Source organism: Bacillus mobilis (genome assembly GCF_001884045.1).
GTDB lineage: Bacteria > Bacillota > Bacilli > Bacillales > Bacillaceae_G > Bacillus_A > Bacillus_A mobilis.
The window spans coordinates 163,486-187,018 of the sequence record NZ_MACF01000025.1; the positions used below are offsets into that span (position 1 = coordinate 163,486).

Genomic DNA, 23,533 nt, shown 5'->3' on the forward strand with positions numbered 1-23,533 from the left:
AGAAAATAATATTTCTTTTATTTGTGGACAAACTATTCCTTTGATACGATTGATATAAATGATTCTGCTTCATGTGAGAAAGGAAGGAGAAAATATGAGAAAAATTATTTTAGCATCAGGGTCACCTCGCAGGAAGGAACTGCTTGAGTTAGCGGATGTACCATTTGAAATCATTGTAAGTGAAGTAGAAGAAACGATTGGTGCGTATTCATCACCTTCTGATATTGTAATGTCCCTAGCCCTGCAAAAAGCATCTGCGGTAGCGGAAAATAACAGTGATCATATTGTGTTAGGTGCAGACACAATTGTTACATATGAATCGCGTATTCTTGGAAAGCCTTCTAATGAGGCTGAGGCGAAAGAAATGTTGCAATTATTATCAGGAAAAACACATGAAGTGTATACTGGTGTTGCAATTATAGAAAAAGACAAAACAGTCACTTTTTACGAGCGTACAGAAGTTACGTTTTGGGAATTAACAGAAGAGGAAATTGACGCATACGTTGCATCAAAAGAGCCTCTTGATAAAGCAGGAAGTTATGGAATTCAAGGTAAAGGATCTATTTTTGTTCAACATATTCAAGGAGACTATTATAGTGTAGTTGGTTTACCGATTTCACGTCTTGTTCGGGAATTAAAACAATTCAATATTGATGTAACCCATGCGTAAAATTGCATGGGATTTTCTTTGAGAGAACAAATAAAAGGGGTGGAGAAATGAACGGTATTCGTGATGTTGTCAAAGAAGAACAGCCACGGGAGCGTTTATTGTTAGAAGGAGCAGGAAGTTTATCGAATCGTGAGCTTCTTGCGGTATTACTCAGAACAGGTTCTAAAGAAGAAACAGTTTTAAAGTTATCAGATAAAATTTTACATCACTTTGATGGTTTACGTATGTTGAAAGATGCAACGTTAGAAGAGCTTGTCAGTATACATGGTGTTGGGATTGCAAAGGCAGCCCAGCTCATAGCTGCTTTTGAACTTGGGAGAAGAATGGTACGTTTAGAATATCAAAATAGATACAGCATTCGAAGCCCGGAAGATTGTGCGAGATATATGATGGAAGAAATGCGCTTCCTGCAGCAGGAGCATTTTGTATGTTTATATTTGAACACAAAGAATCAAGTTATACATAGGCAAACGATTTTCATTGGAAGTTTAAACACATCAATTGTACATCCAAGGGAAGTTTTTAAAGAAGCGTTCCGCCGTGCAGCAGCCTCTATCATATGTCTTCATAACCACCCTTCAGGAGACCCCACGCCGAGCCGAGAGGATATTGAAGTAACAAAACGCTTAGTAGAATGCGGCCAGATTATCGGAATTGAAGTGCTTGACCATATTATAATAGGTGACCATAAATTCGTGAGTTTAAAGGAAAAAGGTCATATTTAAGACTATGCTTTTTACTTATTTTGTTTTATAATGTGATTTATGAGTTTTTTGTAGAAATTTATCTACAAGAGGGATAAAGATATAAAAAACGTACTGTTTTTATAATATAAAGTAAGAAAAAATGAGTCCGTGAAAACAAGAAAGGAAGATAAATAATATGTTTGGATTTGGTGGCTTTACTCGCGATCTTGGAATAGATTTAGGAACTGCAAACACGCTTGTATATGTAAAAGGAAAAGGTGTAGTTTTACGTGAACCTTCAGTAGTAGCGTTACAAACTGATACGAAACAAATCGTTGCTGTAGGTAGCGATGCAAAACAAATGATTGGTCGTACACCAGGAAACGTTGTGGCACTTCGCCCGATGAAAGACGGTGTAATTGCTGATTACGAAACGACAGCAACAATGATGAAATATTACATTCAACAAGCTCAAAAATCAAATGGATTCTTCTCACGTAAACCATACGTAATGGTATGTGTACCGTCTGGTATTACAGCTGTAGAAAGACGTGCAGTAATCGATGCGACTCGTCAAGCGGGTGCTCGTGATGCTTATCCGATTGAAGAACCATTTGCAGCAGCAATTGGTGCAAACTTACCTGTTTGGGAACCAACTGGTAGTATGGTTGTTGATATCGGTGGTGGTACAACAGAAGTTGCAATCATTTCTTTAGGTGGTATTGTAACAAGTCAATCAGTTCGTGTTGCTGGTGATGATATGGATGATTCAATCATTCAGTACATTAAGAAAAGCTACAACTTAATGATTGGTGAAAGAACAGCTGAAGCATTAAAATTAGAAATCGGTTCTGCAGGCGAGCCAGAAGGTATCGAGCCTATGGAAATTCGCGGTCGTGATTTAGTAAGTGGTTTACCAAAAACAGTACTAATTCAGCCAGAAGAAATCGCAGATGCATTAAAAGATACAGTAGATGCAATTGTAGAATCTGTTAAAAATACGTTAGAGAAAACTCCACCTGAATTAGCGGCAGACATTATGGACCGTGGTATCGTATTAACAGGTGGCGGAGCATTACTACGTAACTTAGATAAAGTGATTAGTGAAGAGACAAATATGCCAGTTCTTGTTGCAGAAGACCCATTAGATTGCGTAGCAATTGGAACGGGTAAAGCATTAGACAATATCGATCTTTTCAAAACTGCTGCTCGATAATATTGCAAAATAAAAATCAATGAAATTAAGAGGGTGTGAACGTGCCACAGTTTTTCTTAAACAAAAGATTAATTGTTTTGTTAGTTAGTATTATTCTTCTCGTGGCATTGATTGGAATCTCATTGAAAGAACGGAACAGTTTAACATGGCCAGAGCAGTTTGTTAAAGACACTGTCGGTGTTGTAGAACGTGTATTCCAAAAGCCAGCGAAATACGTAGCTGGATTCTTCGAAAATGTAGAGGATGTAAAGCGCACGTATGAAGAGAATAAAGAATTAAAAGCAAAATTAGATAATTATGCAGGTTTATCAGGGAAAGTAAAACAATTAGAAGATGATAACAAGAAGTTACAAGAGTTAACGGGTAAAAAAGAGTTAAATAGCCAATATACTGAAATTCCAGCTACTGTTGTTTCTCGTAATCCAGATAAATGGTACGATTTAATCGGAATTGATAAAGGAGCACAGCAAGGAATTAAAAAAGATATGGCTGTAGTAACTTCACAAGGTCTAGTTGGACGAGTGAAAAGTGTATCTCAGTTTACATCATCAGTAGAATTGCTAAGCTCTATGAGCCGAACAAATCGTGTTTCTGCTATCGTACAAGGTGATGAGAAAATCTTCGGATTGATTGAAGGTTACGACAAAGAAAAGCACTTACTTCTTTTCACAAAGATTGGCTCTGATGCTAAGGTAGCGAAAGATCAATTAGTTGTAACATCTGGACTTGGTGATATTTTCCCGAAAGGTCTTGTAATTGGGACAATCGTTGATGTGCAGCCAGATCCATACGGCTTAACACAAACAGCTTATGTAAAACCGGCCGCTGACTTGAATGACGTAGAGCATATTGTGGTTGCTAAACGTGCAACGCCTTCAGCGCCATTAGAATAGGAGGGGGAGAAGAGATGATGAAGATTTTAAAAAGAGCAGCTCTTCCTCTTTTGCTCCTTTTTGTTTTTCTATTTGAAAATATGTTTGCAACTATCGTTCCAACAGAGGTTTTTTGGAAAGACAGTATAGCAGCACCTCATTTCTTTATAATTGTGTTATGTTTTATTACTGTGTACTATAGTCCGGTCCAAGGGATTTATTACGGACTCTTATTTGGTTTCTTATTTGATACCGTATACACAGAACTTGTCGGTATATATATTTTTGCGTATCCGATTTTAGCTTATTTAGTTTATAGTGTGATGAAGGTATTACAATCAAATTTATTTATTGTTGCTTCTATTGTACTAGCTGGTATTGTAGCACTAGAGTATTATGTGTATGGATTTTTAACTTTGTTAGGACGTACTCATATGTCAGCGTATGTCTTTTTCACAGATCGTCTCCTGTCTACTGTATTGCTAAATGCAATTTTCTTATTGATAGTTTGTTTCCCACTGAGACGATATTTAGTGCGTCTTTCAAAAGCGATGGAAGAAAAAGAAAAAAGGATTTTCTAATTTTATGTCGAATTGAATCGGTGGGGTGAACTTTAGTGGAAGAAAAAAAGCAACAAAATGTAACAATAAAAGGGACAAAAGACGGAATAACGCTTCATTTAGATGATTGTTGTTCATTCTCTGAATTACTAGAGGAATTGGATGAAAAGCTTTCTACACATTACTATGATGGTGATGGGCGCTCTTTAATTGAAGTGCATGTGAAAGTGGGAAATCGTTATTTAACAGAAGTCCAACAAGAAGAGATTCGTACGTTAATTCGTAATAAAAAGAATCTTGTTGTGGATTCAATTGAAAGTGATGTTATAACGAAAGCAGAAGCAATAGCTTGGAAAGAAGAAACAGAAATTGTCCCTATTTCCAAAATTGTTCGCTCTGGACAAGTTTTACATGTAAAAGGAAATTTATTGTTAATTGGAGATGTTAATCCAGGCGGAACGGTTATCGCTGGGGGGAATATTTTTGTCGTAGGATCATTAAGAGGAATTGCACATGCTGGGTATTATGGGGATTCGGATGCTGTAATCGCTGCATCTGATATGAACCCGATGCAACTTCGAATTAGTGATGTGGCAATGCGGGCTCCGGAAGAGAAAGAAGACGGAGCGGAGGCGGCAGAATGTGCGTATATTAATGAGAACAATCACATTGTTGTCGATCGACTGCAACTTCTCACTCATCTTAGACCTAATTTAACAAAGTTAGAAAGGGGAATTGTATAGCTGTGGGAGAGGCAATAGTAATTACATCTGGAAAAGGCGGAGTAGGTAAAACTACAACGTCTGCGAACATTGGTACAGCCCTAGCGTTATCTGGAAAGAAAGTGTGCTTAATTGACACAGATATCGGTCTTCGAAACTTAGACGTAGTAATGGGGCTGGAAAATCGTATTGTATTTGATCTTGTTGATGTCGTTGAAGGGCGTTGCCGTTTACCTCAGGCGCTTATTAAAGATAAGCGTTTTGATGATCTTTATTTATTACCTGCAGCACAAACGAGTGATAAATCAGCGGTAACACCTGAACAAATGGATGAATTAATACAAGTATTACGACAAGATTATGATTACATATTAATTGATTGTCCTGCGGGGATTGAGCAGGGATTTAAAAACGCGGTAGCTGGTGCGGATAAAGCAATCGTTGTTACGACGCCAGAAGTATCCTCAATGCGCGATGCAGATCGTATTATCGGGCTTTTAGAAAAAGAGGATATTGAACCACCAAAACTTGTTATTAATCGTGTGCGTAGTCATATGCTTCATGAGCAGGATATGTTAGATGTTGATGAAATCGTACGTACATTGTCAATCGAGCTTCTTGGTGTTGTCGAGGATGATGATGAAGTTATTCGTGCTACAAATACAGGTGAACCTGTAGCGTTGCAACCGAGCGGAAAAGCAGCGTTAGCTTATCGTAATATTGCAAGACGCTTGTTGGGTGAGAATGTACCATTGCAAGCGTTTGAACAAGAAAAGGTATCGGTATTTACAAAGATGAAAAACTTCTTTGGAATCCGTTAAAAGCACTTCGCGCATATGCGAAGTGCTTTCTTTTTTCTTCACACGAATATCTTTCTTTCTTAGCTCATACATATGTACAAACTGTATACAACTGTTTCTATTTTAATTAGCTTAAAGAAAGAAAGGAGACAGTATGAAGAATAAACGTGTAGAAGAAATTAAAAAACGGATTGCGAAAAGGAAGGCAGAGCAAGAAAGGATGGAGGAAGAGCAATATTTTGCTGGAGGGAATTTTGATAGTGAAACAGTATTTATTGAAGATGGAGAAAAAGAAATTCATCCTTTATTTCGAAAAGAAGTATTTTTCTTCAAAGTTTTGTTATCAGCAATATTAGTTCTTTCTATCGCTATTTTATATAAGAATGCACCCTCTTCTTTCGATAGTGCTAAAGCTGTTACAGAGAAAGTGATGAAAGAAGAATTTCAGTTTGCTACTGTAGCGAAATGGTACGAAAAGCAGTTTGGAAAACCGCTCGTATTTTATTCACCTACTGAGAAAAAAGAAGGAACCATTCAGCAAAAAGATTATGCAATTCCTGCTTCCGGAAAGGTAATGCAAGGGTTTCAAAAAAATGGCCAAGGTGTATTTGTTCAAACAGCTACAAATGCAACGGTTGAGTCAGTGAATGAAGGGCTAGTTGTTTTTGCAGGAAAGAAAGAGGAACTTGGTAATACAGTTCAAATTCAGCATGCAGATGGAACGGAATCGTGGTATGCGAATTTAAATGACATGTCAGTGAAATTATATGATTACGTTTCAAAGAAACAAAAAATTGGAACGGTGAATAATGATGCAGATAATAAAAATGGTAAGTTTTATTTCGCGATAAAAAAGAATGAAAAATTTATTGACCCGATTCAGGTGATTTCATTTGATTAAATATAGAGAAGTTTTAACGAAGATTTCAGTGCATCCGTTGTTTTGGGTTATTATTGTCATTGGTATTTTTACAGCGCGTTTTAAAGAGTTACTACTGTTATTTTGTATCGTTCTTATCCATGAACTTGGGCATGCCTTTGCGGCGGCACACTACAATTGGCGTATTAAAAAGATTCAACTTTTACCGTTTGGTGGTGTGGCTGAGCTTGAGGAACATGGGAATAAGTCATTGAAAGAGGAACTCGTTGTCGTAATTGCAGGACCTATACAACATATTTGGATGATGGCGGTAGGTTATATAGTGTTTGAAGCTGGTTGGCTTGGTGCGGATTTATATTATTTCTTTATGTGGAATAATATAATTATTTTAGCATTTAATTTACTGCCTATTTGGCCGCTTGATGGCGGGAAAGTATTGTTTAACGTATTATCATATCGTTTTCCTTATTTACAAGCACATGAAAAGATGATGAAATTATCATGTGTTTTTTTTAGTGTAATACTAATATGGCAGTTACTTTGGAATAGTAACAATATTATGATGTGGGTACTACTCATATTTTTAGCGGTGTCGTTATATCAAGAGTGGAAACAAAAACAGTATGCCTTTATGCGTTTTTTATTAGAACGTTATTATGGGAACAAAAGAGGAATTGAAAAGATTGCACCTATTGAAGTGCAATCAGAAGATCGTTTATATACGATCTTCACAAAATTTCGTAGAGGGTATAAGCACTCTATTATCGTCCATGGAAAATATAAAGAACATTACACATTGGATGAAAATGAATTACTCTATGCGTATTTTACTGAAAAACGAACAACTTCATCGGTTGAAGAATTAATCGGTTAGTGTTGACGATAGCACTAACCTTTTATTATTGTAAAAGCAAAGAAGATTATAAAGTGAGGAAAGAATTTTGAAAACGTTATATATGAACTACGCAGGATCGGAAAAACGCGTTGCAATTGAAGAGAAAAAAAAAATTGTTGAGTTTTTATGGAAACGAAATGAAGAACAAGAGATTGTTGGGCATATTTATGCCGGACGTATCGTAAGAACAATCGCTGGAATGAACGCAGCATTTGTAAACATCGGTTTAGAAAAACATGCGTACCTTTCATATGATGATGTACCATCTTCCTATCGTATACATGAAGGGCAAGCGGTACTCGTACAAGTTGTGAAAGAGGCAATTGATACGAAAGGGCCGAAATTGACAGCAAACATAGAATTTACCGGGAAATATGTCGTTTATATGCCATATGATGAAATGCGTGCAGTTTCTCGAAAGATAAAAAATAATAAAAAAAGGCAACAGCTACTCCAAATTGAGGTAGAAGGGACAGGAGGGTACATTTTCCGCTCTGCTTCTGAAAAAGGAGAAATTGAAGAAATACAAGCTGAAATGCAAAGGTTACAGCAGTTATATGAAGAGTTAAAAAGAAAAGAGGGTCAAGGAAAGGCACCGTTGCTACTTCATCGACCGGCCACCTTTTTAGATCGTGTATTTCAAGAGAATCCAATTGAAACGATTGAAAAAGTAGTTGTAGATACAAGAAGTATAGTGAAAGAATTAGAAGAAAAAGTAGGAAAAGAAAAAGTATCTTTTTATAATGAAAAATCTTCAATGTTTAACTATTTTGGAATAGAGCGTGAGATTGAGAAAGCACTTCAAAAAATTGTGTGGCTCCCGAATGGTGCTTATTTAATTGTGGAACAAATGGAGACGATGACTGTAATTGATGTGAATACGGGCAAGTTTACTGGAAAACAAAATTTACAAGATACAGTCCTTCGTACAAATGAGGCGGCAGCTGAAGAGATTGCACGTCAATTAAGACTACGTGATATCGGTGGTATGATATTAATTGATTTTATTAATATGAAAAGAAGAGAAGATAAAGAAAAGGTAAAAGAATGTCTCATGGCTGCTATGCAAAATGATCGCACATATACAAGGGTGCTCGGTTTTACAGAGTTAGGGATTTTGGAGATGACACGTAAACGTAAGAAACATTCTTTACGCGACGTATTGCTAGAAGAGTGTGTACCGTGCAAAGCAACGGGATATGTAATGTCATATGAAACAATTGCGTACGAGTTAGAGAGAGAGCTAATTACATATGGCGATATAGAGGATGAGGCAGTATTAATCGCTGCACCTAAAGAATTACAAAAACAATTTTTGCAAAAAGAATTACAAAAAAATATTCCATTTGAAATTTATTTCAAAGATGATATGATCGAAAAGTACGCCATTATCCGTTTTGGAAGCAAAAAAGAAATTGTAGAACGGAAAAAATAGTTAGCAGAACATTTATTGACAACCGTCTATGATTCATGATAACATCTTTATGTTATAGTTTATAGCACCTAAACGGCTATATGCTACAACCGCACAAAACAGGTTCCCTAAAGACATTTATGTCTACCTCGTTTTTGGCGAGTCTTAGTAATTAAGAGGAGGTGCAAGTATGTACGCAATTATCGAAACAGGTGGAAAACAAATTAAAGTTGAAGCTGGTCAAGCAATCTACATTGAAAAATTAGATGTTGAAGCTGGTGAAACTGTTACTTTTGACAAAGTTCTTTTCGTTGGTGGCGAAAACGTTAAAGTTGGTAGCCCAGTTGTAGAAGGTGCAACAGTTACTGCGAAAGTTGAAAAACAAGGTCGCGCTAAGAAAATCATCGTTTTCAAATACAAAGCGAAAAAGAACAATCGTAAGAAACAAGGTCATCGTCAACCTTACACTAAGCTAGTTGTTGAAGCTATCAACGCTTAATCCAGGTTAACATGATTAAAATTACGATAAGTCGCACGAAATTAGGAAGTATCCAATCATTTAAAATGACTGGACATGCCAATTATGCGCCACATGGACAAGACCTTGTCTGTGCTGGAACTACAGCGGTTGTGTTTGGTTCTATAAATGCAGTGGAAGAACTTTGTAATGTGCAGGCAACTATTGAACTCGGAAGTGATGGCGGATTCTTAACGTATGAATTGCCTAATGATTTAGACGTTCATGCAGCAGAAAAAGCACAAACGCTTTTAGAAGGATTGGTTGTTTCGCTTAAGACGATCGAACTTGATTACGGAAAGTATATCCGTTTAATAGAAAAAGTGCAGGAGGTGTAACGTATGTTAAGATTAGATCTTCAGTTTTTCGCATCTAAGAAAGGTGTAGGTAGTACAAAGAACGGTCGTGACTCTCAGTCAAAACGTCTTGGTGCTAAACGCGCAGATGGTCAAACGGTTTCAGGTGGTTCAATTCTTTACCGTCAACGCGGTACAAAAATTTATCCAGGTGTTAACGTTGGTCGTGGTGGCGATGACACTTTATACGCGAAAGTTGACGGCGTAGTACGCTTTGAGCGTCTTGGCCGTGACCGCAAACAAGTGAGCGTATATCCTGTTGCTCAAGAAGCATAAGAACTCACGGAAAACTCTAACCTGAGTGCAGGTTAGAGTTTTTCTATATTAAGGGGTATCTAAATGAATAAAAAATGGACAATTATAGATGCATTGCGCCATTCAAGACATGATTGGCTCAATCGTATGCAGATGGTGAAAGGAAACCTTTCCCTTGGAAAAGTGGAAGAGATTCATAGTCTCATCGATCGTTTTGTCCAAGAAGCGAGACAAGAATCCAATCTGATAGGGCTATCAATGCCTTTATTTTCAGAGTGGATTTTAACATATAATTGGAAACAGCAGCCGTGCTTATTGGAGTACGAAGTATTAGGGAAATTACATAACTTATCTCACTTAGATGAGACTGTATGTACATGGACGAATCAATTTTTCTCAATGCTTCAGCATAGTTTAGACGTATATGTTGAAAATTATGTTTGTATCACAATTGAATGTGACGCGGAGAATGCTCGTTTCTTTTTTGATTTTCGTGGTAAGCTAACGAGTGTAGAAGAACTACAGAATTGGCTTGCGACCCAAAACAATAAATGGTATTCCATTTCTTATACAGTACGAGACGAAGAAGTCTCAGTTATATTACAACCAATTGAAAAAAGTGTGGTGAAATAATGTTTGTAGATCAGGTCAAGATATATGTAAAAGGTGGCGACGGTGGTAACGGAATGGTTGCGTATCGTCGTGAGAAATATGTACCTAAAGGTGGCCCAGCAGGTGGCGACGGTGGTAAAGGTGCAGATGTTGTTTTCGTTGTTGAGGAAGGCTTACGTACATTAATGGATTTCCGCTACCAACGTCATTTCAAAGCTGATCGTGGTCAGCACGGAATGAGTAAAGGTCAGCACGGTCGTAAATCTGAAGATTTAATTGTAAAGGTTCCACCAGGAACAATAGTAAAAGATGAAAAAACAGGACAAATTCTTGCCGATTTAGTAACGCATGAGCAAACAGCTGTAATCGCAAGAGGTGGTCGTGGTGGCCGTGGTAACTCACGTTTCGCAACAGCAACGAATCCAGCGCCTGAAATCGCTGAGAACGGGGAACCAGGTCAAGAACGTGATGTCATTCTAGAACTTAAAGTGCTAGCGGATGTTGGACTTGTTGGATTCCCAAGTGTAGGTAAATCTACATTATTATCTGTTGTATCATCAGCGCGTCCGAAAATTGCAGAGTATCACTTTACAACAATCGTTCCAAATCTTGGTGTTGTTGAAACGGGTGATAACCGCAGCTTCGTTATGGCTGACCTTCCTGGACTAATTGAAGGCGCACATGCCGGCGTCGGACTTGGACACCAATTCTTACGTCATATTGAGCGTACACGTGTAATCGTACACGTTATTGATATGTCTGGTTTAGAAGGCCGTGAACCATATGAAGATTACGTAACAATCAATAATGAATTAAAAGAATACAATATGCGTTTAACAGAGCGTCCACAAGTTGTTGTTGCAAACAAAATGGATATGCCAGATGCAGAAGAAAACTTACAAGCATTTAAAGAGAAAGTGGGAGACGAAGTAAAAATCTTCCCAATCTCAGCTGTAACGAAACAAGGTGTTCGTGACTTATTATTTGAAGTAGCGAACTTATTAGAAACAACACCAGAATTCCCAATGTACGATGTTGTCGAAGAGTCTGAAGCAAGTGTAATGTACAAATTTGATGCTGAAAGCCTTAAATTTGAAATTACACGTGAAAGTGACGGCACGTTTGTTATTTCTGGTTACGATATTGAGAAGACATTCAAAATGACAGACTTCTCACGTGATGAATCTATACGTCGTTTCGCTCGCCAAATGCGCGGAATGGGTATTGATGAAGCGCTTCGTGCACGTGGTGCAAAAGATGGAGATATTGTAAAAATTCTTGAATATGAATTTGAATTTATCGACTAAGACTGCCGAAATATGGCAGTCTTTTTTTATGTAAATGTCTGATTCGTATAGGAAAAAATACCCACTAATTAAATTTTCAATTTATAATAGAACAAGGAGTGGTGTTGGAAGAATTTTTTTATGGGGAGAAAACGAACATGTATAAAATATTAATTGTAGAAGACGATGAAAAAATAGCGGGAATATTAGAGGAGCATTTAGAAAGGTATGGGTATCAATCATTTAGAGCAAGTGATTTACGTCATATAAAAGATGAGTTCGTGAAAATAAATCCGCATCTCGTATTACTGGATATTAATTTACCATACTTTGATGGGTTTTATTGGTGTCGTCAAATTCGTACTGTATCGAATGCGCCGATTATTTTTGTTTCTGCAAGAACAGGGGAAATGGATCAAGTAATGGCGATCGAAAATGGCGGTGATGATTACATTACGAAGCCTTTCCATTTAGATATCGTAATGGCAAAGGTGAAAAGTGCACTTCGCCGTGGGTATGGTGAGTATGCCTCTGTTGCGGAGAGTGATTGTTTAGGTGTAAATGGACTGTTGTTATTCCCGTCACAACACATTGTTGAGTGGCAGGGGCAACAAACGGAGCTGACAAAAAATGAATTTTACTTATTAGAGTGTTTAATGAAACAAGCAAATCAATATGTAACGCGCGAAGAACTGTTAGAAGCCCTGTGGGATGAGGTAGCTTTTGTTGATGATAATACATTAACCGTTAATGTAAAACGCGTAAGGAAGAAACTAGAGGAGCTAGGCATTAAGAATGCAATTGTAACGAAACGTGGATATGGTTATGCGCTTCTTACAGAGTGGGGCGAAGGGCATGAAGGTTAAAAATTACCTCGTGGACCGCTTTTCTTTACTTCTTTCTTATATTGTTAGCCTTTGTTTATTTGGGCTTGTAATGCAGTTGCAAAGTCTTTTAGAAAAGCGATCCATTGATTGGAGTACGTGGTTATATGGGCTTTTATTAGGGACAGTTGTATTTACTGTATACCTCATTTACGATTATCGAAAACGAAGTGTGTTTTTAAAAAGAATTGAAAAATATGTTGCCGGCGGAAATACATTACACGATTCTTTACTTATTGATACTTCTTATACGTCAGAGCAAGAGATGGTCGTTGAATCGTTTACGCTATTAAGGCAGCAATATATGAATGAAATTCATAAACAACATGCGAAAGAACAACAGCAAATGATATTTATGAACCAGTGGATTCATCAAATGAAAACACCAGTATCGGTTATAGAATTACTATTACAGAAATTTGGTAAAGAGCATCGTGAAGCAAGAGCAACAGTTGAAAGTATTCGTGAAGAAAATAACCGTATACTAAATGGTTTAGATTTAGCGTTACATATGGCAAGGTTAGAGCAGTTTGCGAAAGATTATAAAGTAGAAGTAGTAAATGTAGTAGATATTATTCGAGGTATTATTAATGAAAACAGAAAGTCGTTTATTCAATCGTCTGTATTTCCGAAAGTAATGTTTGATGAAGATACTTGTATGGTTGCATCTGATAGAAAATGGCTCAGTATTGCTATAGGACAAATTGTTGTAAATGCAATTAAGTATACAAAAATTTCAGAAGTAGAGAAAAAGGAAATTCATTTTCAAATTGAAGAGAAGGATCAAAAGGTGTTACTACATATTAAGGACAATGGAATTGGTATTCCAGAGCAAGATGTAAAGCGAGTATTTGATCCGTTCTTTACAGGAATAAATGGCCGCAAAACGAGAGAAGCGACTGGAATGGGTTTATATATTACAAAGGAAATTTGTGATAATTTACACCACGGTATTTATGTGCAATCGGCTGAAGGGGAAGGGACAACATTCACGTTCCAATTTGCAAAAGATGAAGAATATCATACATTAATGAGAAAAATGACAAAACTGTAAGATAACAAAACGTTTTGTAAGGGAAATCACTCGTTTCTATTTCTTATTTTTCTTATAGTAAATGTAAGAAGAAAACACATAGGGGGATTAGAAATGAGTGTTCTTGAAGTAAAAGGATTAACGAAGGTGTACCAATCAAAAGGTTCAGTAGCGACGACTGCTTTAAATGATATAAATTTTAAAATAGAAGAAGGCGAATTTGTAGGGATTATGGGTCCTTCAGGAAGCGGGAAAACAACGCTTTTAAATTTATTAGCAACAATTGATAAGCAAACTTCAGGTCATGTGCTTGTAAATGGCGAAGAAATTAATCAAATGCGTGCTGCAAAATTAGCGGAGTTTCGCCGTACACATTTAGGGTTCATTTTCCAAGATTTTAACTTACTTGATACGTTATCGATTAAAGAAAATATCATTTTACCACTTGTCATGGCGAAGAAATCTGTAAATGAAATCGATGCAAAGGTGCTTGAGATTGCAAAGTTTTTAAATATCGAAGAAATTTTAAATAAAAAAGTATATGAAGTATCAGGCGGACAACAACAACGTGCAGCAGCAGCGAGAGCAATTATTCATGAGCCTACGTTAATTTTAGCGGATGAACCAACTGGAAACTTAGATTCGAAGTCAGCAAAATCATTAATGAGCGCGTTGCAAGACTTACATGAACAAAAGAAAGTAACAATTGCAATGGTAACGCATGATCCGGTAGCGGCGAGTTATTGCGAACGTATTCTATTCATTCGCGACGGAGAAATTTTCTCAGAAATACATAAAGGAAGAACGAAACAAGCCTTTTTCCAAGAAATTCTGGACGTACTTGCGATGCTAGGAGGAGAATATCATGAACTTTCGCCAGCTCGCGCTTAATAACGTAAAAGGGAATTGGCGTAATTATAAAGCCTTTCTTATTAGTAGTTGTTTATCAATCGTAGTATTTTTCATGTATGCTTCCTTCATTTATCATCCAGATGTCGTAAGCGGTAATATTAGTATGAGGGATATGATCTCAAAAGGGCTAGAATCGATGAATTATATTGTAGTCATCTTCTCAGCACTCTTTATTTTATATGCAAATTCAACATTTTTACGAGCAAGGAAAAAAGAGTTTGGTCTACTAACATTAATAGGCGGAACAAAATCTCAACTTGGACGAATGATTATATTAGAGCAGCTTATGTTAGGTAGTATTGCAATTGTAGTAGGTATTGGGCTTGGTATGCTTTGTTCCAAATTATTTTTCCAAGCATTAAGTGTAATATTGAAAATAGATAAAACACTTCCACTCGTATGGAATAGTAAAGCAGTTTTGATTACAGCGGGTGTATACTTTATTCTATTTTTAATCTTATCATTGTTTAGCGTTTGGACAGTAGGACGCTTGCAAATTATTGATTTATTAAGAGAAGCAAGAAAACAAAAAGTAGAACCTTTTGCATTTACATGGTTATGTATAGCGGGGATAGGATGTATTATTGTTGCATATGTACTTAGTTTCCAAGTGACATTTATGAATTTTATCATTCTATTTTTACCGATTGTAGGGCTGACGATAGGCGGAACGTATTTACTGTTTACACAAGGCAGTACAGTCGTATTAAAGGCGTTACAAAAACGAAAAAAATCTTTTTATACATATCCAAATATGTTCGTACTTAGCAATCTGATTTATAAAATGAAAGATAATGCTCGTTTTCTATTTGTAATTTCTATCATTACGGCCGTTGTATCTTCAGCAGTTGGTACACTATACGTATTCTTTGAGGATATGAGTTATAAGGCAGTAACTAGTACCCCGCATGCTATTTCGTATGAGGAAAAAGGAATAAATACGCATAATGTCATAAAAGAAGGAAAAACAAAAGAATTAATAAAAAAACACGGATTTGAAGAAGCGCGAGAAGTAACGTACGTAAAACTCCCTGGAACTCAAAAAATCACGATGTTTAACGGTGAACATGAAGTACCAATGGCGATTGTTTCAGAAAAAGAATATAACGCTGAAGTACGTAAACAAAAGAGAGAGCAAGTTAGAGAAGTTCATAATGCACCAGGTAGTACAACGATGGTCATAATGGATATGGCGAAAGATATGATGAAGATAGATCTTGCGAAACCATATGAATTTAAAGTGAATGGGCAAATGCAGTCTGTTCAATTAAATGAGCCAACTTCATTTTCTGTTTTTAATGATAGTGAATATCTCATTGTGAATGATCAAGATTTTGAGAAATACGCAAAGCTCGTACCAGATGAAGAAAAGACGAAATATTACGGTTATTATATAGAAGATTGGAAAAGTACCGAAGATCTTGTGTTAGATTTGAAAAAGGAAATTGCACCAGAAAAGCAAGGTGAATTGAGAAACTCAGTGTTTGCTTATAAAGATATAAGAGAAGGTGGAGCAATTACAATGTTCATCGGTTTCTTTGTAGCTGTACTGTTCTTCTTCTTCGCTTGTAGTATGACATACTTTAAATGGTTTAACGATAAAGAACAAGATCGTATTCAATTTAAGTCGTTAAAGAGAATCGGTATGACAGATAAAGAAATACGTAAAATTGCAATTCGACAAATGGGTGTTATCTTCTTTATCCCAATTTTAATCGGTGCCATTCATAGTGGATTTGCTCTTCATACGTTAGGGAAAATGCTTTATCTCGATTTATGGAAATCAGGTGCGATTGTAATTGGGGCATACATTGTAGCTTCTGCGATTTACTTTATGATTGCACAAAGAGGATATTTGAAACACGTGCAAAGCTAGAGAAACCTCTAGCTTTTTGCCTATGTAGTAAGTTATAGGAGGACGATAGATGAACATTCGGCAACTAGCGCTACAAAATATAAAAGGAAATTGGCGTAATTATAAAGTGTTTTTCTTAAGTAGTTGTTTCGCAATATTTGCGTCTTTTGCATATATGTCTGTCATTGTACATCCGTATATGCAGGAGACGATGTGGTATCAAAACGTACGCTGGGGACTTATCATATGTAATGTTATAATCATTTCTTTTTTCGTCATATTTATTTTGTATGCTACTTCTATTTTCATAGAGGCACGTAAGAAAGAATTAGGATTATATATGTTAATGGGAGCAACGAAATCTAACGTAATAGGAGTGATTATGACCGAGCAAATATTGATCGGGGTATTTGCTAATATTTTCGGTATAGGGATTGGCATGATCTTTTTGAAACTCTTTTTTATGGTGTTTAGCATGCTAATGCGTCTTCCAAAAGAACTCCCTGTCATATTTGACGTGAAAGCGATTGGGGTAACGTTTATTACATATATGGTTGTTTTTATTCTGTTATCTTTTATCAGTGCTTTACGTATATGGAATATAAAAATCATTCGGTTATTGAAAGAATTTCGAACTGATAAAAAAGAGAAGAAACCATCAATGTGGCTTTGTATATTCGGTTTTATTTGTTTAGGGATAGGGTATACGTTAGCGTTACAGGCGACGATGCCAACGATAGCATTCTATTTTTTCCCTGTGTCTATACTTGTCTTTTTCGGAACGTATTTTTCTTTTACACACGGAACTGCTCAAATATTAGAAATGATAAAACGAAATAAAAAGATTATGTATACATATCCGTATTTATTTATAGTGAATCAATTGTCACATCGAATGAAGGAAAATGGTCGCTTTTTCTTTATGCTTTCTATGGCAACGACATTTGTAGTTACGGCAACAGGTACGGTGTTCTTATATTTTTCTAGCATGCAAGATATGTGGCGGGATGGGGGCGCACACTCATTTTCATACATAGAAAAAGGTATTTCTACCCATGAAGTCTTTGAGGAAGGTACGGTTGAAAAATTATTGCACCAATATGGGTATGATGATTTTCAAACTATGAGTTTTGTTGGAGTGTATGCATCTTTTCAGTCCAATAAAGGAGAAACAGAAGTAGCGCCACTCATTAAAGAAAGTGAATACAATCAGGAGGCAAGAAAACAAAAACAGAAAACGTATCATCCGAAAAAAGGAACAGTTACACTTGTTTATTATAATAAAAGTAAGTATCCGAATGTATATAATCAAACAGAGATTCAATTACAAGTAATGAATCAAACGTATCAATTCGTATTTAACGGTCAGAAAGAAGGGGCGCAATTTAATTATCATCTCGCGCACATTAACGGTTTGTTTTTCGTTATGAATGATGAAGATTTTGACAGTATAGCAAATAAGATTCCTGATTCTGAAAAAATGATGTATCGAGGATACACATTATCAAATATCGAAAATACGAAAAAATTAAATGAAGATTTACGGAAACATATGAAACAAGATGATAATAACGCATTTCGAAGTAATATGGAGTTATATGTGAATATGAAAGAGTTCGGCAATATTACTCTATTTATAGGCTCATTCATTAGTATATTATTTTTCCTTACATCATGTAGTATCGTATATTTTAAATGGTTTCATAATATTTCATCGGATAGAAAGCAGTACGGGGCACTCTCTAAACTGGGAATGACGAAGGAAGAAGTATGGAAGATTTCTCGCTGGCAATTGTGTATGCTATTTTTTGCGCCAATTATAGTAGGGAGTATGCATAGTGCAGTTGCGTTATATACGTTTCATAATACGCTCTTTATGGATGGCTCATTAAGAAAAGTAGGCTTGTTTATTCTATTTTATATCGCTGCATGCATCATGTATTTCTTTTTCGCTCAAAGAGAATATAGGAAACATTTAGACTAGCAAATGCTAGTCTTTTTTTAATATTCGAAATTTACATAGAAGAATATAAAAAAGTATGGTATAACAGTAAGAAAATGAAAAAGAGGGGAAAAGACGATGATTCGAGTAGGATATTTAGGACCAGAAGCAACATTTACAAATATGGCGGTGAGTCGTTTTTTTCCGGAAGCAGAGCATGTACCGTATCGCACGATTCCAGATTGTATTGATGCAGCTGCAAATGGAAATGTAGACTATGCAGTGGTACCACTAGAAAACGCCATAGAAGGTTCAGTGAATATAACAGTTGATTACCTTGTACATGAACAACCACTTTCTATTGTAGGAGAAATTACAGTACCCATTCAGCAACATTTACTTGTACATCCGCAGTATGCAGAAGTGTGGGAAGAAGTATATGCAGTGCATTCTCATCCGCACGCTATTGCGCAATGTCATAAGTTTTTAAATGAAGAATTAAAAGGGGTCACTGTCCGAGATATGACATCAACAAGTGCTGCTGCGCAATATGTGAAAGAACATCCTGAAGAAAAAATCGCTGCTATTGCAAATGAAGCAGCTGCAGAAAAATACGGATTAACGATTGTAAGACGTAGTATTCATACGCATAAAAATAATCATACACGCTTCCTCGTGCTCCATAAGAAAAAGAAAGCGATACTCCCAAATAACGGAGAAAACCGCGGAGAGAAAACGACGCTTATGATAACGTTACCTGCTGATTATGCAGGGGCACTATACCAAGTGTTATCAGCTTTCGCATGGAGAAAATTAAATCTATCAAAAATTGAATCTCGCCCGATGAAAACAGGTCTTGGAAATTACTTTTTCTTAATCGATGTCGATAAAGCATACGATGATGTATTATTGCCAGGCGTAACGATGGAACTTGAAGCACTCGGTTTTTCTGTTACTGTGCTGGGGAGTTATTCTTCTTATTGGTTGTAAGGGGGAGTTAGGTTATACCGTCTGATAGATAAATAAAGTCCCACCTATAAATGGTGGGATTCTTTATTTTAACTTCGCAAGACGGTCTTCTAACTGACCACGCCAAATATCAGCTAGTTCTGGAACGGCAAGAATCCTTTCAATGCCATCTTTATCTTTTCTATTATGAAAATAAATTTCGTTAGAAAATAAAACAGATACATTGCTCGGTTGACGTTCTAGTAATGTAATTTTTGAATCTTTACGTACAGTACCTTCTTGAAGAACACGGCATAAGTAGCCAGTAAATCCAGTTGCTACGATGCGCGGCAAAATGCCAGGGATGCCAAGACGTTTTGAAATTGTGCTACAAGGTACGCGGGCTTGCGTCACTTGAATGATTGCTTCACCTAGTTGATATGTATCTCCGATGCAAACATCACGCTCTAACATATTTGTTACGGTAATGTTTTCACCAAATGTGGAAGCTGGAAGCGTTGTTTGAAATTCCTCTTCCCATAGTGCGTAATGCTCATGTGGGTATACACAAACGGCGCGATCAGGCCCACCGTGATGTTTTAAATCTGCTACGTCATCACCAAGGAAGCCATCTTTTGAGAGAAAAGCTTCTTCTGTAGAATCTTTACATATACCTGTTATCATTTCTTTATCTTCGCCATATTTCATTTGTTTCGGTTTGCCAATGCTAAAGTGAACGAGTTCAATTCCCATATGTGATCTCCTTTACGATTGATTACAATATTATAGCACTAAAAAAGCACAGAGAATGATAAAAACTCTGTGCTTTGCATGAATTAATAAACGAGAAATCCTGCTTTATCTAGCGCCTCACAAGCAGCGTCTAGCTTTTCTTTAGAATCTGCTTCAATTGTATGTAAGTGAATACCATCTGTTAGTTGCGAAAGATAGGAAGCATTTGTGTTTTCGATTTTTTGTAAATATTGCTCTACATCAAAGCGATTACTTACCATGATGGATGCTGTTAAGTCACCGTATACAGGATGCTCAACTTTTACATCTTTAATCGTAACGCCGTGGTCAACAAGCATTGTAAGTTCCTGACGTACTTCCGCTGGTTTATGTTGGCATACGATTACGCGTTCGAAAGCTTGTTGTTTCTCTTGTGGTTTTAAATATAAATATCCTTGAGCAGTTGCAATAATCGGTTCGTTTCGTGCTTTGAGTAAGGAAATATCTTGCACGATCACTTGTCGACTTACGTTTGTCTTTTTCGATAGTTCATTCCCAGATAACGGTTCATTTGCAGCAAGAAGCCACTGAAGGATAAGCTGTCGTCTTTCTTCGCCTAAAATCTTTTTTTGTTCATTTTGTTTCATTATGATTTAACACCTCTATAAAATTGATTTCCAATTGTGTGTAGTGCATGAATAGTAGTATCAATTTGATCTTTCGTTGTTTGTTGCCCGAAAGAGAAGCGGACATATTGTTTCGCCTCTTCATACGTTTTTCCAATTGCAAGCATTGTTTTCGAAGGTTCTTGTTTACCGACTTGGCAAGCACTTCCGGTGGAAATGGCAATACCATGGCGATTACATTCTAGCATTGTATATTGACCTTCTATTTCTTTTATTGTAACCCCAATAATATGTGGTAAACAAGAAGTAGAATGACCTTCCACTTGAATTTCTAGAGGAAGTGTTTGTAATCGCTCTAAAAAGTAGGATCGTAACTCTTTAAAACGTAAGTTTTCTTCCTGTTGATTTTTTAATATATTCTCAGAAGCTGTTAAAAAAGATGCGATGCCAGGAACGTTTACTGTACCTGGGCGAAACCCTTTTTCGTGAGAAGTTCCCGGAAATATTTGTGTCCAGCGAACTTGCGGATTTATATAGCAAGCACCAACACCCTTTGGTCCGTATATTTTATGTGCTGAAACAGAAAGACTATCAATTCCCATCTCAAAAACATTGATAGGAAGTTTACCAAATGTTTGCACACAATCTGAATGAAATAAAACGTTATATTTTTTTAAAAGTGCTCCGATTTCTGCGATGTTTTGAACGGTTCCAATTTCAGAATTTCCGTGCTGTATGCTTGCTAGAACAGTATTTTCTGTAATAGCTGTTTCTAAATCATCTAAATGAATGAGCCCGCCTTCATCAACAGGAATTTCAGTAATTGTATACCCTTCTGATTGTAAGGATTGAAAATAACTTCGAATGGATGCGTGCTCCATAGGTGTTGTAATAATATGTTTCTCGCTTCTAGCCTTTAAAAGGGATTGAATCGCAAGGTAGTTGGATTCCGAACCACCGCTCGTGAAGAATACCCCTTGTTCCTTTCCACCAATCATGTCAGCAAATGTTTTTCTGCAAACTTGTAGTAAAGAAGAAGCTGTTCCTCCAATATCATGTAAACTTTGTTCATTTCCGAAGTATTGCGATGCTGCTTTCATATATGTTTGTAACGCCTCTTCACTCATAGGTGTAGTAGCTGCATAGTCAAGATATATCATCATGTAAGTTCCTCTCCCTAGTAAGAGTTACATTTCTTGTATTTTTTAATGGTAGTGAAAATAAGAATTATAAAAAAACTCTTGTCATTATTTTAAAACTATGTAAATATAGGTGTCAAGACAGTTGAAAAGTGTAAAGTAGGAGGCAACAATTATGCCAAGTGCAGATGTCTTAATTATTGGAAGTGGCGTTGCGGCACTTCGTGTTGCGAAAGAGATTTGTCACGAAAAGAATGTGATTATTATCACAAAGGAAACGAATCGTAATAATAATACATATTTAGCGCAAGGTGGAATTGCAGCAGCGGTTGCTACATATGACAATCCAAATGATCATTTTGAAGATACGTTAGTAGCAGGATGTCATTATAACAATGAAGATGTGGTCCGTTATTTAGTCGAGGAAGGGCCGAAAGAAATGAATCATCTCATCGAAAGTGGAATGGAATTTGATGGAGATGAAACGGGTCCTCATCTTGGAAAAGAAGGCGCACATCGAAAGCGCCGTATTTTACATGCAGGTGGCGATGCAACAGGAAAGAATTTATTAGAGCATTTCATTCAAGAAGTAGCTCCGCACGTTACGGTAGTGGAACAGGAAATGGTGCTCGATTTTATTATAGAAAATGATAAATGTGTTGGAGTTTTAACAAGAACTAGTGAAGGGAAGTTGAAGCGTTACGTTGCAGATTATACGGTGTTAGCAACAGGTGGGATTGGCGGTTTATACGCCTTTACTTCTAACGATAAGACAATTACGGGTGATGGACTTGCGATGGTATACCGCGCAGGCGGGGAGCTCGTGGATTTAGAGTTTGTACAATTTCATCCAACAATGTTATATGCAAACGGGAGATGCTGCGGCCTCGTCTCTGAAGCTGTCCGTGGTGAAGGAGCTGTCCTTATAAATGGAAAAGGGCAGCGTTTTATGATGGATATACACCCTAATCACGATCTCGCGCCGCGCGATGTAGTAGCAAGAGCGATTCATGAGCAGCTTTTGGCGGGTGAAAAGGTGTATGTAAATATCGAGTCTATCCAAAATTTCGAAGAACGTTTTCCGACTGTAGCATCATTGTGTAAAAAGAATGGTGTCGATATAAATGAAAAACGCATTCCGGTCGTACCCGGTGCTCATTTTCATATGGGTGGCGTGAAAACGAACTGTGATGGAGAGACGTCCATTCCAAATTTATATGCGGTCGGTGAAGTAGCTTGTAATGGTGTTCACGGTGCAAATAGGTTAGCAAGTAATTCATTATTAGAAGGTCTTGTGTTTGGAAAAAGAATAGGACAACATATTTTAACGAAAGCGGCAAAAGACAGATTGAACACCCTAGCTGAGAAGGAAAAGAAGTTTATCGTTTTGAATCATTTGCCGGCGAAGGAAGAAATAAAAGAATGCATGATGAAATATGTTGGGATTGTGCGAACAGAGCAAAGTTTATCTTCTGCAAAGAGATGGCTTAGTAAGTACGGTGTTCGAAATATGATCTTACAACATGAGGCACTTACAAATGAAGAGATAACGCTCATTAATATGTTAACAGTCTGTGAGCTTATAGTCGTATCAGCTTTGCAAAGAGAAGAAAGCATTGGTGGTCATTATCGAAGTGATTATCCGGATAGAAATAGAGTAAAAAAAGAAATCGTTCGAGTGAAAAGAAAACTACAACTTGTGTGATGAAGGGAAGAGGGGC

General features: G+C 36.8%; 25 protein-coding genes and 1 other annotated feature. Of the genes, 22 read left to right on the forward strand and 3 right to left on the reverse strand.

Annotation, left to right across the window (positions count from 1 at the left end; genetic code table 11):
- Positions 1-94 precede the first annotated feature (94 nt).
- The 21 genes from BAQ44_RS02745 to pheA all read left to right on the forward strand — a co-directional run bounded on the left by BAQ44_RS02745 (position 95) and on the right by pheA (position 19,357).
- Entirely contained in the window at positions 95-670 is a 576-nt protein-coding gene (locus BAQ44_RS02745) for a Maf family protein (protein WP_071720612.1), read from the forward strand.
- A gap of 47 nt (positions 671-717) precedes the next feature.
- Positions 718-1,395, forward strand: a complete 678-nt coding sequence (radC, locus tag BAQ44_RS02750) for a DNA repair protein RadC (protein WP_001013378.1) — start codon at positions 718-720, stop codon at positions 1,393-1,395.
- A gap of 157 nt (positions 1,396-1,552) precedes the next feature.
- On the forward strand, positions 1,553-2,572 hold the full coding sequence (gene mreB / locus BAQ44_RS02755) for a cell shape-determining protein MreB (RefSeq protein ID WP_000466737.1): 1,020 nt from the start codon (positions 1,553-1,555) through the stop codon (positions 2,570-2,572).
- 41 nt (positions 2,573-2,613) lie between these two features.
- Positions 2,614-3,465, forward strand: a complete 852-nt coding sequence (gene mreC / locus BAQ44_RS02760) for a rod shape-determining protein MreC (protein ID WP_061677151.1) — start codon at positions 2,614-2,616, stop codon at positions 3,463-3,465.
- A gap of 14 nt (positions 3,466-3,479) precedes the next feature.
- Positions 3,480-4,025, forward strand: coding sequence for a rod shape-determining protein MreD (gene mreD / locus BAQ44_RS02765; RefSeq protein ID WP_061677153.1), 546 nt, complete (start codon positions 3,480-3,482; stop codon positions 4,023-4,025).
- A gap of 35 nt (positions 4,026-4,060) precedes the next feature.
- A complete protein-coding gene (gene minC / locus BAQ44_RS02770; RefSeq protein WP_000391511.1) occupies positions 4,061-4,747 on the forward strand; it encodes a septum site-determining protein MinC in 687 nt (228 codons plus the stop codon).
- 2 nt (positions 4,748-4,749) lie between these two features.
- On the forward strand, positions 4,750-5,547 hold the full coding sequence (gene minD / locus BAQ44_RS02775) for a septum site-determining protein MinD (RefSeq protein WP_000503310.1): 798 nt from the start codon (positions 4,750-4,752) through the stop codon (positions 5,545-5,547).
- A 133-nt stretch (positions 5,548-5,680) separates the two neighbouring features.
- On the forward strand, positions 5,681-6,427 hold the full coding sequence (gene spoIVFA, locus BAQ44_RS02780) for a stage IV sporulation protein SpoIVFA (protein ID WP_063261275.1): 747 nt from the start codon (positions 5,681-5,683) through the stop codon (positions 6,425-6,427).
- Positions 6,420-7,280 (forward strand): stage IV sporulation intramembrane metalloprotease SpoIVFB, encoded by an 861-nt coding sequence (gene spoIVFB, locus BAQ44_RS02785; protein ID WP_063261274.1) that lies wholly within the window; start codon positions 6,420-6,422, stop codon positions 7,278-7,280. Before spoIVFA ends, spoIVFB begins: the two co-directional genes overlap by 8 nt.
- Before the next feature lie 67 nt (positions 7,281-7,347).
- Complete coding sequence (locus BAQ44_RS02790; protein WP_071720622.1) at positions 7,348-8,736, forward strand: Rne/Rng family ribonuclease; 1,389 nt, start codon at positions 7,348-7,350, stop codon at positions 8,734-8,736.
- Positions 8,737-8,813: 77 nt separating this feature from the next.
- Positions 8,814-8,891 (forward strand) — a sequence feature (ribosomal protein L21 leader region).
- Between the two features lie 14 nt (positions 8,892-8,905).
- On the forward strand, positions 8,906-9,214 hold the full coding sequence (rplU, locus tag BAQ44_RS02795; RefSeq protein ID WP_000270907.1) for a 50S ribosomal protein L21: 309 nt from the start codon (positions 8,906-8,908) through the stop codon (positions 9,212-9,214).
- Positions 9,215-9,225: 11 nt separating this feature from the next.
- A complete protein-coding gene (locus tag BAQ44_RS02800; protein ID WP_061677162.1) occupies positions 9,226-9,570 on the forward strand; it encodes a ribosomal-processing cysteine protease Prp in 345 nt (114 codons plus the stop codon).
- A gap of 3 nt (positions 9,571-9,573) precedes the next feature.
- On the forward strand, positions 9,574-9,864 hold the full coding sequence (gene rpmA, locus BAQ44_RS02805) for a 50S ribosomal protein L27 (RefSeq protein ID WP_000944957.1): 291 nt from the start codon (positions 9,574-9,576) through the stop codon (positions 9,862-9,864).
- Positions 9,865-9,927: 63 nt separating this feature from the next.
- On the forward strand, positions 9,928-10,476 hold the full coding sequence (locus BAQ44_RS02810; protein WP_071720624.1) for a sporulation initiation phosphotransferase B: 549 nt from the start codon (positions 9,928-9,930) through the stop codon (positions 10,474-10,476).
- A complete protein-coding gene (gene obgE, locus BAQ44_RS02815) occupies positions 10,476-11,762 on the forward strand; it encodes a GTPase ObgE (RefSeq protein WP_000497121.1) in 1,287 nt (428 codons plus the stop codon). Before BAQ44_RS02810 ends, obgE begins: the two co-directional genes overlap by 1 nt.
- A 137-nt stretch (positions 11,763-11,899) precedes the next feature.
- Positions 11,900-12,607 carry a response regulator transcription factor gene (locus BAQ44_RS02820; protein WP_063261314.1) on the forward strand — a complete coding sequence of 236 codons (708 nt, stop codon included), beginning with the start codon at positions 11,900-11,902 and terminating at the stop codon, positions 12,605-12,607.
- A complete protein-coding gene (locus BAQ44_RS02825; protein WP_071720626.1) occupies positions 12,597-13,679 on the forward strand; it encodes a HAMP domain-containing histidine kinase in 1,083 nt (360 codons plus the stop codon). The genes BAQ44_RS02820 and BAQ44_RS02825 overlap by 11 nt, the downstream gene beginning before the upstream one ends.
- Positions 13,680-13,772: 93 nt before the next feature.
- Positions 13,773-14,549 (forward strand): ABC transporter ATP-binding protein, encoded by a 777-nt coding sequence (locus tag BAQ44_RS02830; RefSeq protein ID WP_000114530.1) that lies wholly within the window; start codon positions 13,773-13,775, stop codon positions 14,547-14,549.
- Positions 14,524-16,446 (forward strand): ABC transporter permease, encoded by a 1,923-nt coding sequence (locus BAQ44_RS02835; RefSeq protein WP_071720628.1) that lies wholly within the window; start codon positions 14,524-14,526, stop codon positions 16,444-16,446. The genes BAQ44_RS02830 and BAQ44_RS02835 overlap by 26 nt, the downstream gene beginning before the upstream one ends.
- A gap of 49 nt (positions 16,447-16,495) precedes the next feature.
- The gene (locus BAQ44_RS02840) at positions 16,496-18,409 is read left to right on the forward strand and encodes an ABC transporter permease (protein ID WP_063261269.1); all 1,914 of its coding nucleotides are present in this window, start codon (positions 16,496-16,498) and stop codon (positions 18,407-18,409) included.
- A 96-nt stretch (positions 18,410-18,505) separates the two neighbouring features.
- Positions 18,506-19,357 carry a prephenate dehydratase gene (gene pheA / locus BAQ44_RS02845; RefSeq protein ID WP_046956290.1) on the forward strand — a complete coding sequence of 284 codons (852 nt, stop codon included), beginning with the start codon at positions 18,506-18,508 and terminating at the stop codon, positions 19,355-19,357.
- A gap of 63 nt (positions 19,358-19,420) precedes the next feature.
- Here the strand turns inward: pheA and BAQ44_RS02850 are convergent, their stop codons facing one another.
- From BAQ44_RS02850 to BAQ44_RS02860, 3 genes are all read right to left on the reverse strand, one after another.
- Complete coding sequence (locus BAQ44_RS02850; RefSeq protein WP_063261267.1) at positions 19,421-20,068, reverse strand: MOSC domain-containing protein; 648 nt, start codon at positions 20,066-20,068, stop codon at positions 19,421-19,423.
- Between the two features lie 83 nt (positions 20,069-20,151).
- On the reverse strand, positions 20,152-20,694 hold the full coding sequence (locus BAQ44_RS02855; RefSeq protein WP_000812272.1) for a transcription repressor NadR: 543 nt from the start codon (positions 20,692-20,694) through the stop codon (positions 20,152-20,154).
- Positions 20,694-21,836 carry an IscS subfamily cysteine desulfurase gene (locus BAQ44_RS02860; protein WP_063261266.1) on the reverse strand — a complete coding sequence of 381 codons (1,143 nt, stop codon included), beginning with the start codon at positions 21,834-21,836 and terminating at the stop codon, positions 20,694-20,696. The genes BAQ44_RS02855 and BAQ44_RS02860 overlap by 1 nt, the downstream gene beginning before the upstream one ends.
- Before the next feature lie 151 nt (positions 21,837-21,987).
- Between BAQ44_RS02860 and nadB the strand changes: the two genes are divergently transcribed.
- On the forward strand, positions 21,988-23,517 hold the full coding sequence (gene nadB / locus BAQ44_RS02865) for an L-aspartate oxidase (RefSeq protein WP_071720631.1): 1,530 nt from the start codon (positions 21,988-21,990) through the stop codon (positions 23,515-23,517).
- Positions 23,518-23,533: the final 16 nt, after the last annotated feature.

Bases quoted from the DNA above. Each gene is read 5' to 3' on its own strand.
- BAQ44_RS02745 (WP_071720612.1), top strand. From the start codon at position 95: ATGAGAAAAATTATTTTAGCATCAGGGTCACCTCGCAGGAAGGAACTG.
- radC (WP_001013378.1), top strand. From the start codon at position 718: ATGAACGGTATTCGTGATGTTGTCAAAGAAGAACAGCCACGGGAGCGT.
- mreB (WP_000466737.1), top strand. From the start codon at position 1,553: ATGTTTGGATTTGGTGGCTTTACTCGCGATCTTGGAATAGATTTAGGA.
- mreD (WP_061677153.1), top strand. From the start codon at position 3,480: ATGATGAAGATTTTAAAAAGAGCAGCTCTTCCTCTTTTGCTCCTTTTT.
- spoIVFA (WP_063261275.1), top strand. From the start codon at position 5,681: ATGAAGAATAAACGTGTAGAAGAAATTAAAAAACGGATTGCGAAAAGG.
- rplU (WP_000270907.1), top strand. From the start codon at position 8,906: ATGTACGCAATTATCGAAACAGGTGGAAAACAAATTAAAGTTGAAGCT.
- BAQ44_RS02800 (WP_061677162.1), top strand. From the start codon at position 9,226: ATGATTAAAATTACGATAAGTCGCACGAAATTAGGAAGTATCCAATCA.
- rpmA (WP_000944957.1), top strand. From the start codon at position 9,574: ATGTTAAGATTAGATCTTCAGTTTTTCGCATCTAAGAAAGGTGTAGGT.
- BAQ44_RS02810 (WP_071720624.1), top strand. From the start codon at position 9,928: ATGAATAAAAAATGGACAATTATAGATGCATTGCGCCATTCAAGACAT.
- obgE (WP_000497121.1), top strand. From the start codon at position 10,476: ATGTTTGTAGATCAGGTCAAGATATATGTAAAAGGTGGCGACGGTGGT.
- BAQ44_RS02820 (WP_063261314.1), top strand. From the start codon at position 11,900: ATGTATAAAATATTAATTGTAGAAGACGATGAAAAAATAGCGGGAATA.
- BAQ44_RS02825 (WP_071720626.1), top strand. From the start codon at position 12,597: ATGAAGGTTAAAAATTACCTCGTGGACCGCTTTTCTTTACTTCTTTCT.
- BAQ44_RS02830 (WP_000114530.1), top strand. From the start codon at position 13,773: ATGAGTGTTCTTGAAGTAAAAGGATTAACGAAGGTGTACCAATCAAAA.
- BAQ44_RS02835 (WP_071720628.1), top strand. From the start codon at position 14,524: ATGAACTTTCGCCAGCTCGCGCTTAATAACGTAAAAGGGAATTGGCGT.
- BAQ44_RS02840 (WP_063261269.1), top strand. From the start codon at position 16,496: ATGAACATTCGGCAACTAGCGCTACAAAATATAAAAGGAAATTGGCGT.
- pheA (WP_046956290.1), top strand. From the start codon at position 18,506: ATGATTCGAGTAGGATATTTAGGACCAGAAGCAACATTTACAAATATG.
- BAQ44_RS02850 (WP_063261267.1), bottom strand. From the start codon at position 20,068: ATGGGAATTGAACTCGTTCACTTTAGCATTGGCAAACCGAAACAAATG.
- BAQ44_RS02855 (WP_000812272.1), bottom strand. From the start codon at position 20,694: ATGAAACAAAATGAACAAAAAAAGATTTTAGGCGAAGAAAGACGACAG.
- BAQ44_RS02860 (WP_063261266.1), bottom strand. From the start codon at position 21,836: ATGATGATATATCTTGACTATGCAGCTACTACACCTATGAGTGAAGAG.
- nadB (WP_071720631.1), top strand. From the start codon at position 21,988: ATGCCAAGTGCAGATGTCTTAATTATTGGAAGTGGCGTTGCGGCACTT.